We start from the raw sequence: 16,615 nt of genomic DNA, 5'->3' as shown, positions 1-16,615 counted from the left end.
CCTATAGTGGTGGCAGGCACGGACAAGGAAGGAGAGCGACGATGGTCGCCAAGACCGAACTTCGCCAGGCAGAAGCGCTGCAAGTGATGGACCCGATCTGGAATAGCCTGCGCGAAGAAGCCCGGATTGCCGCCGAGCAAGACCCAATGCTCGCGGCCTTCCTCTATTCCACCGTGGTCAATCAGCACTCTCTCGAAGAAAGCGTGATCTACCGCATCTGCGAAAGGCTGGATCACCCGGATCTGCAGGCGAACCTTTTGCGCCAGACCTTCTCGGAGATGCTGGAGGACTGGCCGGAATGGGGCACCATTCTGCGTGTCGACATCCAGGCCGTCTACGACCGCGACCCCGCCTGCACCCGCTTCATCGAGCCGGTGCTCTATTTCAAGGGCTTCCATGCGATCCAGACGCATCGCCTGGCGCATTGGCTATTGAAGCGCGGCCGCAAGGATTTCGCCTTCTACCTGCAGAGCCGGGCGTCGAGCGTCTTCCAGACGGACATCAACCCCGCCGCCCGCATCGGCCGCGGCATTTTCCTTGATCATGCCACCGGCCTTGTCGTCGGCGAGACCGCGGTCATTGGTGACAACGTCTCGATCCTGCACGGCGTGACGCTCGGCGGCACGGGCAAGGAAGGCAGCGATCGCCACCCGAAGATCGCCGACGGTGTGCTGATTGGCGCCGGCGCCAAGATCCTCGGCAATATCCATATCGGACACTGCTCGCGCGTCGCTGCGGGTTCGGTCGTGCTGAAACCGGTGCCGCCGAAGTCGACGGTCGCCGGCGTACCGGCAAAGGTCGTGGGCGAGGCCGGCTGTTCCGAGCCGTCGCGCCAGATGGACCAGATCCTTGCCAGCTTCGATATCTGACATGCGGGAACCGGTGTGTAGCCTCTTTCGAGGGGTTTACACCCGCCGATGCAGCGTGCGAGAAGCGCCGCACAGTTTAAACGGCTACGGAGACGTGTTTTGAAGCCCGAAGAAATCCGCAAGCTTGAAGCCTACTTCAAGCGCACCTTCAATCAGCAGATGGTCGTCAAGGCTCGCCCGAAGAAGGACGAGTCCGCTGAAGTCTATCTCGGTGACGAGTTCCTCGGTGTGGTCTTCCGCGATGAGGAAGACGGCGAGCTTTCCTACAACTTCTCCATGGCGATCCTCGACATCGACCTCTAAGTCGCGACGCCGGACGCTTTCAGTATAAACCCCGAAAATCCATGGGATTTTCGGGGTTTATTGTTTTGTGCGGGATGTTGATGTCTTGCTGGGCAATTGCTCGCTAGTGCTTATCTTGCGGCTGTAGCGAGCGCGGCAAGAAATTTCATGCCGGACCGCGATATTTCATCAAGTTGTTGCATCTGTTGTATTTTATTGCATCGCACACTCGTCTTGACTTTTTGTGCAGTGCACATAAACTGAAGCCTCCAGATCAGGCCGTCACCAAGGAGACACCGGATGTTCAACTTCGACGATGCAAACAAGAAGAGCAAGGAAGCCATTGATGTGGCTGTGAAGAGCTATTCCGCTTGGACCAAGGGTCTCCAGGCTATCGCGACCGAAGCTGCCGACTTTTCGAAGAAGTCCTTCGAGGACAGCGTCGCGCATGTCGAAAAGCTGACCAGCGTCAAGAGCGTCGAGGCTGCTTTCGAACTGCAGACCAACTTCGTGAAGTCGAGCTACGAAGGCTTTGTCGCCGAAGCAACGAAGATCGGCGAAATGTATGCCGACCTCGCCAAGGACGCCTACAAGCCCTACGAAGCGCCAGTTGCCAAGGCAACGGCAGCAGTTAAGGCCGCCGCTGCAGCAGCCTGATCACCGGCTAAAACAATTTCTCAACAAAAAGGCCGGTCGCAGCGCTTGCGACCGGCCTTTTTGTTTTTCGCATAAGCTGTGCGCAGCCCAAAGAAAGTTGATCAATCTTGCCGGTCAACGTGCGATTATGATTGCAGTGTGTTGGTTCGGTCTTAAAATCTGAAAACGAACCATTAGATAAAGGGCAAGCAGGCTGCGGCCGAGTTCGATGGGTCGCTACTGTACAAGGAACTGACAAGAATGATCGCCATGCCGGTCCGGATGCAGCAAGGTAGCGATGATGAGGGGAACGGCAACAACCGCAGCACGTCCGTCATCACGCGTACCAAGCCGAAGACCAAGAAGCCAAGTTTGTATCGTGTTCTGCTTTTGAATGACGATTACACGCCGATGGAATTCGTCATCCATATTCTGGAGCGCTTCTTTCAAAAGAACCCGGAAGAGGCGACCCGCATCATGCTCCACGTCCACAATCACGGTGTGGGAGAGTGCGGCGTCTTCACCTATGAGGTCGCCGAAACCAAGGTGACGCAGGTGATGGACTTCGCCCGGCAGCATCAGCATCCGTTGCAATGCGTCATGGAAAAGAAATGAGGAACTAACGTGCCAACATTTTCGCCCAGCCTCGAAAAGGCGCTGCACCAGGCACTGACTTTTGCCAACGAGCGCCACCACGAATACGCTACGCTCGAGCATCTGCTTCTGGCATTGATCGACGATGCCGACGCGGCGGCCGTGATGGGCGCCTGCAACGTCAATCTTGAGACGCTGCGCAAGACCGTAACCGATTACGTCGACAACGAACTGTCGAACCTCGTGACCGGCTACGACGAAGATTCCAAGCCGACGGCCGGGTTCCAGCGCGTGATCCAGCGGGCGGTGATCCACGTGCAATCGTCCGGCCGCGAGGAAGTGACCGGCGCCAACGTGCTGGTCGCGATCTTCGCCGAGCGCGAAAGTCACGCAGCCTATTTCCTGCAGGAGCAGGAGATGACCCGCTACGACGCGGTCAACTTCATTTCGCACGGCATCGGCAAGCGGCCCGGCAGCTCTGAGTCCCGTCCTGTGCGTGGCTCTGACGATCATGAGAGCGAGCAGAAGCCCGCGCGCGACAACGAAGAGGCCAGCGCCAAGAAGCAGCAGGACGCGCTGACCGCCTATTGCGTCAACCTCAATGAGAAGGCGAAATCCGGCAAGATCGACCCGCTGATCGGCCGTCACGCCGAGGTGAACCGCACCATCCAGGTGCTGTGCCGCCGCTCGAAGAACAATCCGCTCTATGTCGGGGACCCCGGCGTCGGCAAGACGGCGATCGCCGAAGGCCTTGCCAAGCGCATCATCGAAAAGAAGGTGCCGGAAGTGTTGCAGGATGCGACGATCTTCTCGCTCGACATGGGCACGCTTCTTGCCGGCACGCGCTACCGTGGCGATTTCGAAGAACGGTTGAAGCAGGTCGTCAAGGAGCTCGAGGACTATCCGGGCGCCGTGCTCTTCATCGACGAGATCCATACGGTCATCGGCGCCGGAGCTACGTCCGGCGGCGCGATGGATGCATCCAACCTTTTGAAGCCGGCGCTTTCCTCCGGCGCGATCCGCTGCATCGGTTCGACCACCTACAAGGAATACCGCCAGTTCTTCGAGAAGGATCGGGCGCTGGTCCGCCGTTTCCAGAAGATCGACGTGAACGAGCCGACGATTGCCGACGCGATCGAGATCATGAAGGGGCTGAAGCCTTATTACGAGGAATATCATCACCTGAAATACTCGAACGAGGCGATCAAGGCCGCGGTCGAGCTTTCGGCCCGCTACATCAACGACCGCAAGCTGCCGGACAAGGCGATCGACGTGATCGATGAATCCGGTGCCGCACAGATGCTTCTGCCCGCCAGCAAGCGCCGCAAGCTGATCACCGAGAAGGAGATCGAGGCGACGATCGCGACGATGGCGCGCATCCCGCCGAAGACCGTCTCCAAGGACGACGAGGCCGTGCTTGCCAATCTCGAGCGAGAGCTGCGCTCGGTCGTCTACGGCCAGGACCTGGCGATCGAGGCGCTCGCTTCGTCGATCAAGCTGGCGCGTGCCGGCCTGCGCGAACCGAACAAGCCGATCGGCTGCTACGTCTTCTCCGGCCCGACCGGCGTCGGCAAGACGGAAGTCGCCAAGCAGCTTGCGACCTCGCTCGGCGTCGAGCTCCTGCGCTTCGACATGTCGGAATACATGGAGCGGCATACGGTTTCGCGCCTGCTCGGTGCACCTCCCGGCTATGTCGGCTTCGACCAGGGCGGCCTCTTGACCGATGGCGTCGATCAGCACCCGCATTGCGTGCTGCTGCTCGACGAGATCGAGAAGGCGCATCCGGACCTGTTCAACATCCTGCTGCAGGTCATGGACCATGGCTCGCTGACGGATCACAACGGCAAGAAGATCGACTTCCGCAACGTCATCCTGATCATGACGACCAATGCCGGCGCATCGGAAATGGCCCGGGCCGCCATCGGCTTCGGTTCTTCCAAGCGTACGGGCGAAGACGAAGAGGCGCTGAACCGCCTGTTCACGCCGGAATTCCGCAACCGTCTGGATGCGGTCATTCCGTTTGCTTCGCTGCCGACACCGGTTATCCACCAGGTGGTTCAGAAGTTCGTCATGCAGCTTGAAACCCAGCTTGCCGAGCGCAACGTCACCTTCGACCTCGCGCCGGAGGCGATCGCCTGGCTTGCCGAAAAGGGCTACGACGAGAAGATGGGCGCGCGACCGCTGTCGCGTGTCATCCAGGAAAACATCAAGAAGCCGCTCGCCGATGAAATCCTCTTCGGCAAGCTGAAGAAGGGCGGGGTCGTCAAGGTGACGATCGGCACGAAGGCCGATGGCACCAAGGGCCTGCTGCTCGATGCCGTTCCTGAGACGACGCCAATCAAGCCGAAGGCGGAAGTATCCCGCCCGGCGATGAAGGCCGCCAAGCCGAAAAAGGCCGAGGACAAGGAAGAGGTGGGCGCCGAGCCTGCGCCGAAGTCCAAGCCGAAGAAGGCTGCCGCCAAGGCGTCAACGGATGACGAGGCCGGGGCGGGCGACGCGGCTCCCAGAAAGGGCCGCACGGTGCCGAAGGTGCCGCGCAAGAAGTAGCCCCCGCAAGACACGTTTGACGGTGCTGGATGCAAACCATTCGGCACCGTTTTTCTTTAAAGAAGAAATGAGAAGAGCCTGCGTGGTTTTTCGTCCGCGTGCCGGTCTGATAGCCTATATTCGGTCATGCTGATCCCGGACGATTCGATCCGGGGTGGTCGTATTCGAGTTGAAAACAATCCGGAATCGCCGATGAAGAGAGAAGAAGACGAGCAATCTTCGCTCGCCTGGTTCGGGAAAGGCATGCGCGGCATTTTCAGTCTGCCGGCCTTCATTCTGATGTTGTCCTTTGTCGGCTTCTGTTCGCTGACGGCTCAGGCCGGCATCCCGGTCGAGCAGGTGGTCTTCATGGTCGGCATGGTCTGGGCGCTTCCGGCCAAGGTCATTCTCGTCAGTTCGATGATGAGCGGAGCCGGGCTCGCGACCGCGTTCCTCGCGGTCTCGCTGTCGTCCGTCCGGCTGATGCCGATGGTCGCCGCGCTGATACCGGAGCTGCGCGGGTCGCGCACGCCGACTTGGCTTCTGCTCTTCCTGTCGCATTTCGTCGCGATCACCGCCTGGGTGTTCGCGATGGAGAAGGTGCCGCACGTGCCGCGCGAGCGTCGCGTCGCCTTTTTCGCGGGCTTCGGCATCACGCTGGTGGCGGCAAACATGCTGCTCGTCGCTGTCGTCTACCACTTCGTCGCCGATTTCCCGCCGATCGTTGCCGGCTGCCTTTTCTTCCTGACGCCGGTCTACTTTCTCGCCTCGATCTGGCATTCGGCGCGCCATCCCGTCGTCTATGTGGCGTTGCTCTTTGGTCTTGCAGGCGGGCCGCTGTTCTACTGGCTGTTTCCGGAATTCGACATCCTGCTCGCCGGCCTCGTCGGCGGCACGCTTGCCTGGCTCATCGAGCGCCTCTGGCGGCGCCGCAAGGAGGTGGGAGCATGACCTGGCAGGATGGTTGGTGGGCCTATGTCTTTATCGCGATTGCCGGCTGGCTGGCGACCGACATCTGGCGCTGGTTGGGTGTCATCACAGGCAACAGGCTGCGCGATGATTCCGAGGCGCTGAACTGGGTGAGGGCGGTTGCCACCGCGCTGGTCGCAGCGGTCATCGCCAAGCTTATCCTCTATCCGACCGGCGTACTCGAACAATCCCCGCTCTGGCTGCGCGCAGGTGCCGTCGCGCTCGGGGCGGCCGCCTTCTTCCTGTTCGGAAGAAAGCCGGCGATCGGGATCGCGTCAGCGATTGCCGCGTTGGCGCTGGGCCTGTGGTGGTTGGGTTTTTAGGCCGGGTGAGGTGCTTTCACCTGACCGTCGGTTAAAGAGCCGGCGCGTCGCCGGCTCCCTGGCTCCTGCGCGGATAGTATGAGCGCGATCAGAGCGCCTGCCGAACCTTTTCGGCATTGGCAGCCAGAACGGCGCCGTCTTCCATCGTGCCGGAATGCGGCTTCAGCGGCACGCCTGCTTGCCGCGGAATGACGTGGAAGTGCAGGTGGAAGACCGATTGTCCAGCCGGTGCTTCGTTGAACTGCATGATCGTCACACCATCGGCGTCGAAAGCTTCCTTGGCGGCAACAGCCAGCTTCTGTACGGTGGCAATCAGCGCCGGCAGCGTTGCTGCATCGGCGTCGAGCAGGTTGCGCGAAGGGGATTTCGGCACCACGAGCAGATGGCCTTCTGCCTGCGGCATGACATCCATGAAGGCGATCGTCGCGTCGTCCTCGTAGACGCGGTGCGAGGGAATTTCACCGCGCAGGATCCTGGCGAAAATGTTGTTGTCGTCGTAGCTCATTGTTCTTCCTCGTGTAATGAAGCCGGCCTTCACGAAAAGGCGGTCAGTCGTCCTGCCGTTCACCTTTGCGGAAAGGTCCGTGCTCGGCAAGAAACTCGCCCGTTTCCTCCACATCCCTGCGCTCGCGCTGAAGATAGTCGCCGACGGCGCGGGCAAGTCCCGGATGTGTGATGAAATGGGCGGAATGGGTGGTGACGGGCATGTAGCCGCGCGCAAGCTTGTGCTCACCCTGGGCGCCAGCCTCCACCCGTTTCAGCCCCTTGGCGATCGCGAAATCGATCGCCTGGTGATAGCAGACTTCGAAATGCAGGAACGGGTGATCCTCGATGCAGCCCCAGTGGCGACCGTAGAGCGCATCGCCGCCGATGAAGTTGATCGCGCCGGCGATGTAGCGGCCGTTGCGGCGTGCCATCACCAGCAGGATATCGTCGGCCATGCGCTCGCCAATGAGCGAATAGAACGCGCGCGTCAGATAGGGGCGGCCCCATTTGCGTCCGCCGGTGTCCATGTAGAAGGCGAAGAACTCGTCCCAGATCGATTCCGTCAGGTCGCTGCCGGTCAGCCAGTCGATCGAAATGCCGTTTTCGAGCGCAGCCCTGCGCTCCTTCTTCAGCGCCTTGCGTTTGCGTGAGGCAAGGGTCTCCAGAAAATCGGCGTGGGAGCCATAGCCTACATTGGTGAAGTGGAACTGCTGGTCTGTGCGGTGCAGGAACCCGGCGCGCTCAAGCGCAGGGATCTCGGCTTCGGGCACGAAAGTCACATGTGCCGAAGAGACATCGTGTCTGCGGGCAAGCTCTTTCAGGCCCGCGGCAAGCGCATCCTGAACGGCGTTCGTATTTTCGTCCGGTGCCGAAAGCAGCCGTGGTCCGGTCGCAGGCGTGAAGGGGATGGAACTTTGCAGTTTCGGATAGTAGCGACCGCCGGCGCGCTCGAAGGCGTCTGCCCAGCCGTGGTCGAAAACGTATTCGCCCTGGCTGTGGCTCTTCAGGTAGCAGACGAGGCCGCCGCGCAATTGCCCGTCGCCGCCTTCAAGCAACAGATGCTGGCCGAGCCAGCCGGTCTTGGCCGTCGCCGACCCGGACTCTTCGAGCGCCGAGAGATAGGCATGCGAGAGGAAGGGATTGTAGACGCCGCCAGGAAACGCCTTCGATGCACCGGACAGCACATTCCAGCGTGCCGCTGGTATATCGGTGAAGGATTGCGCGATGCGGAGGGTGACGGCGTCTGACATTACTTTAGGAAACCAGGGCCTCCCGCGGGTCGAAACCCTCGAAGGTCATCTGATCCGCATGGGCAAACGTGTAGGCTTCGGCCTGCCGGTCGCGCACGGTCCAGGTGATGATCGTCTTGCCGAGCGTCCGTTCCTTGGTGATGAACGAGTTCGGCAGGTGGCCGTAGTGGTAGGAGATGAAATCGAGCCCGAGCTGCATCGCTTCCTCATGCACGAAGAAGGTCTCCGGATTGGCACCTTCCGCTGTGAGGCCCAGCGGGTAGGGCGCGTCGAGCGCCTTCAGGTCCTTGAGCAGCCAGTGATCGAAGCTCATCAGCGCAACGTGGCCCTTGTAGCCTTCGAGCGTTTCGAGCACGGCGGCGGCAAAGCCCTCGTCGTCGCCCTTGCGGCCCTTGAGCTCGATGACGAGCGGCACCTTGCCGGCAACCAAGCGCAGCATCTGCGTCAACGTCGGCACCTTGTCCTTCGTGCCGCCGATCGCCATCAGGCCGAGTTCGCCGGCGGTGCGCGCGCGAACGTCGCCCTTGATCCCGCACAGTCGCTCGGTATCGTCATCGTGGAAGACGACCGGAATGCTGTCGGCGGTATACTGCAGATCGCATTCGATCGCGAAACCGGCGTCGACGGCGCGGGAGAAGGCCGAAAGCGTATTCTCCCACACCTGCTTGTTCATGTCGTGATAGCCGCGATGGGCAATCGGTTGGGCCTTCAGCCAGGAAATATCAGCCATGCCGGGCACTCTGTCAGGCGATTTCGATGACGGCGTCGATCTCGACGGCGGCATTGAAGGGAAGGGAAGCCATGCCGACGGCGGCACGCGCGTGCTTGCCGGCTTCACCGAGCACGGTCGCAAGCAGATTGGATGCGCCGTTGATGACCAGATGCTGCTCGACGAATTCCGGTGTCGAGGCGACGAAGCCGTTGATCTTCACCAGGCGTCGGATGCGACCGAGATCGCCGCCGAGTGCTGCCTTGGCCTGGGCGAGGATGTTGATTGAGCAGAGTTCGGCGGCGCGCTGTGCGCGGGCCACGTCCACATCCTTGCCGACGATGCCGGTCACAGCGACCTTGCCGTCTTCCATCGGAAGCTGTCCGGAGATGTAGAGCATCGAGCCGCTGATGACGTAGGGCACGTAGTTTGCAACCGGGGTCGCAGCCTGGGGAAGTGTGACTCCGAGGTCCTTGAGGCGCGCTTCGATCTCTGCCGACATGGAAAGCTCCATTGTTGTCTTTTGTGTTAAAATCCTGCATTCAGGCCGGATCGCGGCGGGCACCGGCTTTTTCCTGCGAACGCCGCCTCGCTTCTGCCGAACGCTTGTTTATAGCATTGCCGGCGAGTCCAACAGGAGGAAACGGATGTTTCATAAAGGCTTCGGTCTCGTCACTTTGGGCAGCGCCTGTTTCGCCGTCATGACAGTATCGGGCGCCACGGCGGCACACGCAAACGCCCTTGTGCCGCACCGCGCCGTCTATGATCTCGAACTCAAGGATGCATCGGATCGTTCGGGCATTGCCGGAATGTATGGTCGCATGGTCTACGAGTTCAATGGCTCGGCCTGTGCGGGCTATACCGTCAGCTTCCGTTTCGTCACCCAGGTCGATACCGGCGAGGAAGTGCGCCTGACCGATCAGCAGACGACCACCTACGAAGATCTAAAGAATGGCAATTTCCGCTTCCTGACCCGCTCCTTCACCGATGAGAAGCTGGACAAGGAAGTACGCGGTACAGCGCATGAGGAAAAAGCGGGCGTTAAGGTCGAGCTGACTGCGCCGGACAAGCGCGAAATCGAGCTTGCGGCGAGCCGGTTTCCGACGGCGCACATGATGGAGGTGATCTCGCGAGCGAAGAAAGGCGAGAGCCTCTTTGAGGCGCGCATCTTCGACGGCTCCGATTCGGGTGACAAGACCTTGATCACCTCGACCTTCGTCGGCAAATCGCGCAAACCCACGGCGGACGAGCCGGATGCAGGCAAGGCGGGCAAGCTCAGCGGCGACAATTACTGGCCGGTGACGATCTCCTATTTCAACGATGACAAGAGCGGCGACGCGCTGCCGATCTACCGTATGTCGTTCAAGCTTTACGAGAACGGGATTACCCGCGACCTGACGATGGACTACGGCGATTTCGTCCTGAGCGGCAAGCTTGCGGACCTCGAAGTGTTCAAATCCGAGGACTGCAAATAGCCGATTGCGGTAAAAAGCGGCGTTTGCGGCTTGATTTCTCGGGCAGTTGCCGTTAAGGGGCTGCCCATTCCACACGTGAAGCTTGGGATGTTCCGGGAGAAATCCGGATCGTTCCGCCGGTGGGCCGGTCGAAAGACATGCTCGACGCTTCGCGGAGGTTCAACCGGAAAAGGAGAAAAGGCATGGCATTGCCTGATTTTAGCATGCGTCAGCTTCTGGAAGCTGGCGTTCACTTCGGCCACCAGACGCACCGCTGGAACCCGAAGATGAAGCCGTACATTTTCGGCGATCGCAACAACGTTCACATCATCGACCTCGCACAGACCGTGCCGATGCTGTCGCGCGCCCTGCAGATCGTCAGCGACACCGTTGCCAACGGCGGCCGCGTTCTGTTCGTCGGCACCAAGCGCCAGGCGTCCGAAATCATCGCTGACGCTGCCAAGCGTTCGGCCCAGTACTACGTCAACGCTCGCTGGCTCGGCGGCATGATGACCAACTGGAAGACGATTTCGAACTCGATCCAGCGCCTGCGCAAGCTCGACGAAATCCTCTCTTCGGAAGCTTCGGGCTTCACCAAGAAGGAACGCCTGAACCTCGAGCGCGAACGCGAAAAGCTGAACCGCGCTCTCGGCGGTATCCGCGACATGGGCGGCACGCCGGACCTGATGTTCATCATCGACACCAACAAGGAATCGATCGCGATCGACGAAGCCAAGCGCCTCGGCATCCCGGTTGTCGCAGTCATCGACTCGAACTGCGATCCGGACCAGATCGACTATCCGATCCCGGGCAACGACGACGCTTCGCGCGCCATCGCTCTCTACTGCGACCTCATTGCACGCGCTGCCATCGACGGCATCGCACGTCAGCAGGGCGCATCGGGCCGTGACCTCGGCGCATCTGCCGAAGCTCCGGTCGAGCCGGCGCTCGACGAGGCCTCCGACGCCTGATCGGGCCTTGGCGGCAGGTAAGCCTGCCGCCCCCAATGAAATGTCGGGACAAGGCCGTTTGTGATGAAAATCTGAACGGCCTTGTTCTTTTCAGCCGGGGATGGCGCTGATCCGTTCGGATCTTTGGAGCCGAGCAACCCCGTGATGGTTCAGTCATCACGGTGTCACATTGAAAAGCCATTCCCTGCCACACCTCCTGGTACCGCGCCCTCAAGGGCAGCGCGCCAACCAAACAGACAAAGAGGCAATAAGATGAGTGTAACTGCAGCAATGGTGAAGGAACTGCGCGAAAAGACCGGCGCAGGCATGATGGACTGCAAGAAGGCGCTCGCCGAAACCAACGGCGACATGGAAGCTGCGATCGACTGGCTGCGCGCCAAGGGCATCGCCAAGGCCGACAAGAAGTCGGGCCGCACGGCTGCTGAAGGCCTCATCGGTATTGTCAGCGGTGGCGTCAAGGCTGTCGTCGTCGAAATCAACTCCGAGACCGATTTCGTTGCCCGCAACGAAGCCTTCCAGGAACTCGTCCGCGGCGTTGCCAATGTAGCGCTGACCACCGACGGCTCGGTTGAAGCCATCGCGGCTGCAAACTACCCGGCAACCGGCAAGTCGGTCGACGAGACCATCAAGGACGCGATCGCCACCATCGGCGAGAACATGACGCTTCGCCGCGCAGCCCTCCTCAAGGTCGAAGACGGTGTTGTTGCTACCTACATCCACAACGCTGCCGGCGACGGCATCGGCAAGCTCGGTGTTCTCGTCGCCCTGAAGTCGATCGGCGACAAGGAAGTTCTCTTCTCGGTTGGCCGTCAGATCGCCATGCACATCGCTGCGACCAACCCGCTCGCGATCCGTGCGGACGAAGTCGACGCCGCTGTTGCCGAGCGCGAACGCAACGTCTTCATCGAACAGTCGCGCGCTTCGGGCAAGCCGGACAACATCATCGAAAAGATGGTCGAAGGCCGCATGCGCAAGTTCTTCGAAGAAGTCGCTCTGCTGTCGCAGGCCTTCGTCATGAACCCGGAAATCACCGTCGGTCAGGCCGTCAAGGACGCTGAAAAGCTCGCTGGCGCACCGATCGAAGTCACCGGCATGGCTCGCCTGCTGCTCGGCGAAGGTGTCGAGAAGGAAGAGTCCGACTTCGCTGCAGAAGTTGCAGCCGTCGCCAAGGGCTGATTTCTTCACCCATATTGGGAAAACCTTGGGGCATCGCGTGACAACGCGGTGCCCTTCGTGTATCCGGCTTCGTCAATGCGCTGGACCCGCCGGAAAATAAGCCGCTGCGGTTGAAACCATGGTGCGCAATGTGTCCTTATGCGCTGTGCGCCGCCATCGTGCGCACGCGCGCCGATCTGTTCAGGAGCGATGATGCCGGCCGAGCCACTCTACAAACGCGTTCTACTCAAAGCCTCCGGTGAAGCTCTCATGGGCAGCCAGGGCTTCGGCATCGATGTGGCGGTCGCTGACCGGATCGCCGCAGATATCGCGCAAGCGCGCGCCATGGGCGTCGAAGTGGGCGTGGTTGTCGGCGGCGGCAATATCTTCCGCGGCGTGGCCGTCGCTTCCAAGGGCGGCGACCGGGTAACCGGCGACCACATGGGCATGCTGGCAACCGTCATCAACGCGCTGGCGCTCGCAACGTCGCTGCGCAAGCTCGACATCGATACGGTCGTGCTCTCGGCAATCGCGATGCCGGAAATCTGCGAGAGCTTCTCGCAGCGCGCAACGCTCTACCATCTTTCCCTCGGCCGCGTCGTGATCTTCGCCGGCGGCACGGGCAATCCTTTCTTCACGACCGACTCTGCCGCCGCCCTTCGCGCCGCCGAAATGGGCGCGCAGGCGATCTTCAAGGGCACCCAGGTCGATGGCATCTATTCCGCGGACCCGAAGAAGGATCCGGACGCGACCCGCTTCGACCGCCTGACGCACAGCGAAGTCCTCGAGAAGGGGCTTGCCGTCATGGATGTTGCCGCCGTCGCGCTTGCACGCGAAAATGCCATTCCGATCGTTGTCTTCTCCATTCATGAGAAGGGTGGCTTTGCGGAAATATTGACCGGCGGCGGTCGCGCGACCATCGTCACAGACAATTAAGAAGCTGCAGAACGGCCCTCGGGCCGGCGAATGATAGAACGGGAGTTTCGACCATGAGTGAAGGTGTTGACCTGAAGGAACTGAAGCGTCGCATGGATGGCGCCATTTCCGCATTCAAGAGCGATATCGCGTCGCTCCGTACCGGCCGCGCGTCGGCGAACGTTCTCGACCCGGTGACCGTCGAAGCCTATGGCTCACGCGTGCCGCTCAACCAGGTGGCGAACATCACGGTTCCCGAGCCGCGCATGCTGTCCGTCTCGGTCTGGGACAAGCAGATGGTCGGCGCTGTGGATCGCGGCATTCGCGAATCGAACCTCGGCCTCAATCCGATCATCGACGGCCAGAACCTGCGCATTCCGCTGCCGGAACTCAACGAAGAGCGCCGCAAGTCGCTCGTCAAAGTGGCACATGACTACGCCGAAAAGGCGAAGGTCGCCGTGCGCCACGTGCGCCGTGACGGCATGGACGACCTGAAAAAAGCCGAAAAGGATGGCGACATCGGTCAGGATATCAGCCGTTCTCAGTCCGAGCGCGTGCAAAAGATGACCGACGAAACGATTTCCGATATCGACCGCTTGCTCGTCGAGAAGGAAAAGGAAATCATGCAGGTCTGATCTGCTCTGCTCGTGATCTGAGTCTCCTTTCGCGGACGCCTTATGCAAAACCTCACTTCCACGACCGTTCCGGAACATGTTGCCATCATCATGGATGGCAACGGGCGTTGGGCGAACGCGCGTGGTCTGCCGCGCACGATGGGGCACCGCAAGGGTGTCGAGACCGTTCGCGCCGCCGTCAAGACGGCGGGCGACTTGGGGATCCGCTACCTCACGCTTTTTGCCTTTTCCTCGGAAAACTGGAGCAGGCCGGCGGCGGAAGTCAGCGATCTGATGGGGCTGCTCAAGACCTTTATCCGCCGGGATCTTGCCGATCTGCACCGCGAGAATGTCCGCATCCGAGTCATCGGTGACCGCTCCAACCTCAGAGGCGACATTCTACCGTTGCTGGTGGAGGCGGAAGAAACGACGCGGGCAAATACCGGGATTACGCTCGTCATTGCCTTCAATTACGGCGCCCGGGACGAAATGACACGAGCCATGCGGCGGCTGGCGACGGAAGTCGCCGAAGGACGCTTGCGGCCGGAAGACATCAACCCCGAGCGTATCGCGGCGATGCTGGACACGTCGGACATTCCCGATCCGGACCTGATCATCCGCACCAGCGGCGAAGAGCGTCTCTCGAATTTCCTTCTTTGGCAGGGCGCCTATTCGGAACTGATCTTCGTTCCGGAGTTGTGGCCGGACTTTACGCGCGAAACGTTCCAGGCGGCGCTTGAAAAATACGCCTGCCGCGAGCGCCGCTTCGGCGGCGTCGCCGAGCCCACGTTGGCGGTCGGTTCCTGATGCAGACTGAACTTAAGCTTCGTATCGCTTCGGGCGTGGTCCTCGCAGCGGTGACACTAGCGGCGACCTGGTTCGGCGGTTTGGCGTTTCAGTTGCTGTCGGCGCTGATTGCGCTGCTCGTCTATTATGAGTGGTCGACGATCACGGACCTCCAGGAGCGGGATTTCCAAGGCAATGCCGTTGGTTGGCTGGGCGTCGTGATCATCGCCGGCCTGATCGTGACCGGCTATATCGGCTACAGCCTTCCGGTCCTAGCCGCTTTTGTAGTTCTCACTGTCCTTTGGGTATTTCTGCAGAAGACCAGTTGGTGGCTGCCGGGTGGCATCGCCTATGCCGGGCTGACCGGCATTTCGCTTGCGGCCCTTCGCGGCGCCGACGATCTTGGCTTGATGGCGACGCTGTTCGTCTTTGCCGTCGTCTGGGCGACCGACATCTTCGCCTATTTTACCGGCCGCGCGATCGGTGGACCGAAGCTCGCGCCACGCATATCGCCCGGCAAGACATGGTCGGGTGCCATCGGTGGCACAATTTGCGGCATTGTTGCCGGTGTTGCCGTCTTTATGGCTTATTTTTCACTGCAAGATCTCCGCATTCCGATCATTGCGCTGGTGCTTTCCGTCGCCAGCCAAGTGGGAGACTTGTTCGAATCCTTCATCAAGCGCCGTTTTGGGGTGAAGGATTCCAGCCGTCTCATTCCGGGGCATGGCGGCGTTATGGATCGGGTCGACGGGTTGATTTTCGCGTGTGTCGCGGCGTTGATTCTGGTCATGGTTCAGTATTTCGTCAGCGATGGGCGCCAGATCGCTTTCGGATCCGTCCTGTATAGCCTTTGAGCTTAGGCCCGCGGGTGCTTGAGGAACGTTCATGACATATCTGCTTGATGCCCTTCAGATTCTGACCGGCTACGTCGTCCCATTTCTTCTGGTGCTGACGCTGCTGGTCTTTGTGCACGAGATGGGCCACTACCTCGTTGGCCGCTGGTCGGGCATCCGCATTCTGGCTTTTTCGATCGGCTTTGGCCCTGAGCTCGTCGGCTGGACCGATCGGCACGGAACGCGGTGGAAACTGGCGGCGATTCCCCTTGGCGGTTACGTCAAGTTCTACGGCGACGAGGATGCGGCGAGCGTGCCGGACTACAAGCGCCTGGAGGCGCTGGCGCCGGAAGAGCGCAGCCAGACCTTCCTCGGCGCCAAATTGTGGAAGCGTGCGGCAACCGTCGCCGCCGGACCGATCGCAAACTTCATTCTCGCCATCGCCATCTTTGCCGTGCTGTTTTCCGTCTACGGGCGTCAGGTCGCCGATCCGGTGGTTGCGCGGGTGAATGAGAACAGTGCTGCTGCGCAAGCCGGTGTCGTGCCGGGAGACCGTCTGATTTCGATCGACGGCACGCCCGTCGTCACCTTCGACGACGTTCGCCGCTACGTCAGTGTTCGCCCGGAAATGCCGATTTCGATCCGAATCGAACGCAACGGCGCGATGCTCGATCTGTCCATGGTGCCGCAGCGTACCGAGCTCACGGATCAGTTTGGCAACAAGATGGAAATCGGCGTCATCGGTATCCTGACCGACCAGGAAGCCGGCAATTTCCGCACGGTCAGCTATGGTCCGATCGAGGCCGTCGGGCAGGGCGTCCTGCAAAGCTGGCACGTTGTCACCGGTACTTTCGACTATCTCTCCAATGTCGTGACCGGGCGGATGAAGGCGGATCAGATCGGCGGACCGATCCGCGTCGCCAAGGTCTCGGGGCAGATGGCGACGCTTGGAATTCCGTTTTTGCTGAATATTGCCGCGATCCTGTCTGTTTCCATAGGATTGCTTAACCTCATGCCCGTTCCGGTGCTTGATGGCGGCCACTTGATGTTCTATGCGGTTGAGGCCTTGCGCGGAAGGCCGGTGGGCCCGGCCGCGCAGGATGTCGCCTACCGGATCGGTTTTGCCATGGTGCTGATGCTCATGGTCTTTGCCACCTGGAACGACATATCGATGTTCTTCGGCTAGCGTTCGGCCGGGGAAACGGCGAGGGGGATTTCGACGGATACTGTGAACGATTGGTTT

Annotated in this window: 19 protein-coding genes; 15 read left to right on the top strand and 4 right to left on the bottom strand. The window is 60.7% G+C overall.

All coding sequences use genetic code 11. The features are described from left to right. The first annotated feature begins 41 nt into the window (after positions 1-41). The 7 genes from cysE to BLU15_RS12465 all read left to right on the top strand — a co-directional run bounded on the left by cysE (position 42) and on the right by BLU15_RS12465 (position 6,199). Positions 42-869 (top strand): serine O-acetyltransferase, encoded by an 828-nt coding sequence (gene cysE, locus BLU15_RS12495; RefSeq protein ID WP_034796741.1) that lies wholly within the window; start codon positions 42-44, stop codon positions 867-869. A gap of 99 nt (positions 870-968) precedes the next feature. After that, positions 969-1,172, top strand: coding sequence for a DUF3126 family protein (locus tag BLU15_RS12490; protein WP_034796738.1), 204 nt, complete (start codon positions 969-971; stop codon positions 1,170-1,172). A 279-nt stretch (positions 1,173-1,451) separates the two neighbouring features. Continuing rightward, a complete protein-coding gene (locus BLU15_RS12485) occupies positions 1,452-1,808 on the top strand; it encodes a phasin family protein (protein WP_034796735.1) in 357 nt (118 codons plus the stop codon). Positions 1,809-2,048: 240 nt separating this feature from the next. Then, entirely contained in the window at positions 2,049-2,402 is a 354-nt protein-coding gene (clpS, locus tag BLU15_RS12480) for an ATP-dependent Clp protease adapter ClpS (protein WP_043622145.1), read from the top strand. Between the two features lie 9 nt (positions 2,403-2,411). Next, positions 2,412-4,928: an ATP-dependent Clp protease ATP-binding subunit ClpA gene (gene clpA, locus BLU15_RS12475; protein WP_090295672.1), complete on the top strand. Its 2,517-nt coding sequence runs from the start codon at positions 2,412-2,414 to the stop codon at positions 4,926-4,928. Between the two features lie 192 nt (positions 4,929-5,120). After that, positions 5,121-5,858, top strand: coding sequence for an AzlC family ABC transporter permease (locus BLU15_RS12470; RefSeq protein WP_060607501.1), 738 nt, complete (start codon positions 5,121-5,123; stop codon positions 5,856-5,858). Beyond that, entirely contained in the window at positions 5,855-6,199 is a 345-nt protein-coding gene (locus BLU15_RS12465) for an AzlD domain-containing protein (RefSeq protein ID WP_034796719.1), read from the top strand. The genes BLU15_RS12470 and BLU15_RS12465 overlap by 4 nt, the downstream gene beginning before the upstream one ends. Positions 6,200-6,287: 88 nt before the next feature. Here BLU15_RS12465 and BLU15_RS12460 read toward each other — a convergent pair whose 3' ends face one another. Genes BLU15_RS12460 through BLU15_RS12445 form a run of 4 tightly spaced genes read right to left on the bottom strand, consistent with a single transcriptional unit; the run spans position 6,288 to position 9,146 of the window. Then, positions 6,288-6,704, bottom strand: coding sequence for an HIT family protein (locus tag BLU15_RS12460; protein WP_090295669.1), 417 nt, complete (start codon positions 6,702-6,704; stop codon positions 6,288-6,290). Positions 6,705-6,747: 43 nt separating this feature from the next. Next, complete coding sequence (locus tag BLU15_RS12455; RefSeq protein ID WP_090295667.1) at positions 6,748-7,935, bottom strand: GNAT family N-acetyltransferase; 1,188 nt, start codon at positions 7,933-7,935, stop codon at positions 6,748-6,750. A gap of 4 nt (positions 7,936-7,939) precedes the next feature. Beyond that, positions 7,940-8,665 (bottom strand): glycerophosphodiester phosphodiesterase, encoded by a 726-nt coding sequence (locus BLU15_RS12450; RefSeq protein ID WP_060585298.1) that lies wholly within the window; start codon positions 8,663-8,665, stop codon positions 7,940-7,942. A gap of 13 nt (positions 8,666-8,678) precedes the next feature. Further along, the gene (locus tag BLU15_RS12445) at positions 8,679-9,146 is read right to left on the bottom strand and encodes a RidA family protein (RefSeq protein WP_043622203.1); all 468 of its coding nucleotides are present in this window, start codon (positions 9,144-9,146) and stop codon (positions 8,679-8,681) included. A gap of 145 nt (positions 9,147-9,291) precedes the next feature. On the opposite strand from BLU15_RS12445, the gene BLU15_RS12440 reads away from it, so the two are divergent. The 8 genes from BLU15_RS12440 to rseP all read left to right on the top strand — a co-directional run bounded on the left by BLU15_RS12440 (position 9,292) and on the right by rseP (position 16,558). Beyond that, a complete protein-coding gene (locus tag BLU15_RS12440) occupies positions 9,292-10,119 on the top strand; it encodes a cell envelope integrity EipB family protein (protein WP_034796712.1) in 828 nt (275 codons plus the stop codon). A gap of 182 nt (positions 10,120-10,301) precedes the next feature. Continuing rightward, positions 10,302-11,069, top strand: a complete 768-nt coding sequence (gene rpsB / locus BLU15_RS12435; protein ID WP_034796710.1) for a 30S ribosomal protein S2 — start codon at positions 10,302-10,304, stop codon at positions 11,067-11,069. A gap of 252 nt (positions 11,070-11,321) precedes the next feature. Continuing rightward, a complete protein-coding gene (gene tsf / locus BLU15_RS12430) occupies positions 11,322-12,245 on the top strand; it encodes a translation elongation factor Ts (protein WP_034796708.1) in 924 nt (307 codons plus the stop codon). A 192-nt stretch (positions 12,246-12,437) separates the two neighbouring features. Then, positions 12,438-13,160: a UMP kinase gene (gene pyrH, locus BLU15_RS12425; RefSeq protein WP_090295665.1), complete on the top strand. Its 723-nt coding sequence runs from the start codon at positions 12,438-12,440 to the stop codon at positions 13,158-13,160. A 53-nt stretch (positions 13,161-13,213) separates the two neighbouring features. Further along, entirely contained in the window at positions 13,214-13,774 is a 561-nt protein-coding gene (gene frr, locus BLU15_RS12420; protein ID WP_034796704.1) for a ribosome recycling factor, read from the top strand. 42 nt (positions 13,775-13,816) lie between these two features. Further along, on the top strand, positions 13,817-14,560 hold the full coding sequence (locus tag BLU15_RS12415; RefSeq protein WP_090295662.1) for an isoprenyl transferase: 744 nt from the start codon (positions 13,817-13,819) through the stop codon (positions 14,558-14,560). Beyond that, positions 14,560-15,393, top strand: coding sequence for a phosphatidate cytidylyltransferase (locus tag BLU15_RS12410; RefSeq protein WP_090295660.1), 834 nt, complete (start codon positions 14,560-14,562; stop codon positions 15,391-15,393). Before BLU15_RS12415 ends, BLU15_RS12410 begins: the two co-directional genes overlap by 1 nt. Positions 15,394-15,424: 31 nt before the next feature. Next, positions 15,425-16,558: an RIP metalloprotease RseP gene (gene rseP, locus BLU15_RS12405; RefSeq protein WP_090295657.1), complete on the top strand. Its 1,134-nt coding sequence runs from the start codon at positions 15,425-15,427 to the stop codon at positions 16,556-16,558. Positions 16,559-16,615 lie beyond the last annotated feature (57 nt).

This window comes from Ensifer sp. YR511, assembly GCF_900103045.1.
GTDB lineage: Bacteria > Pseudomonadota > Alphaproteobacteria > Rhizobiales > Rhizobiaceae > Ensifer > Ensifer adhaerens.
Note: the sequence above shows the minus strand (reverse complement) of the source record. Positions and strands in the feature narration are given on the sequence as shown.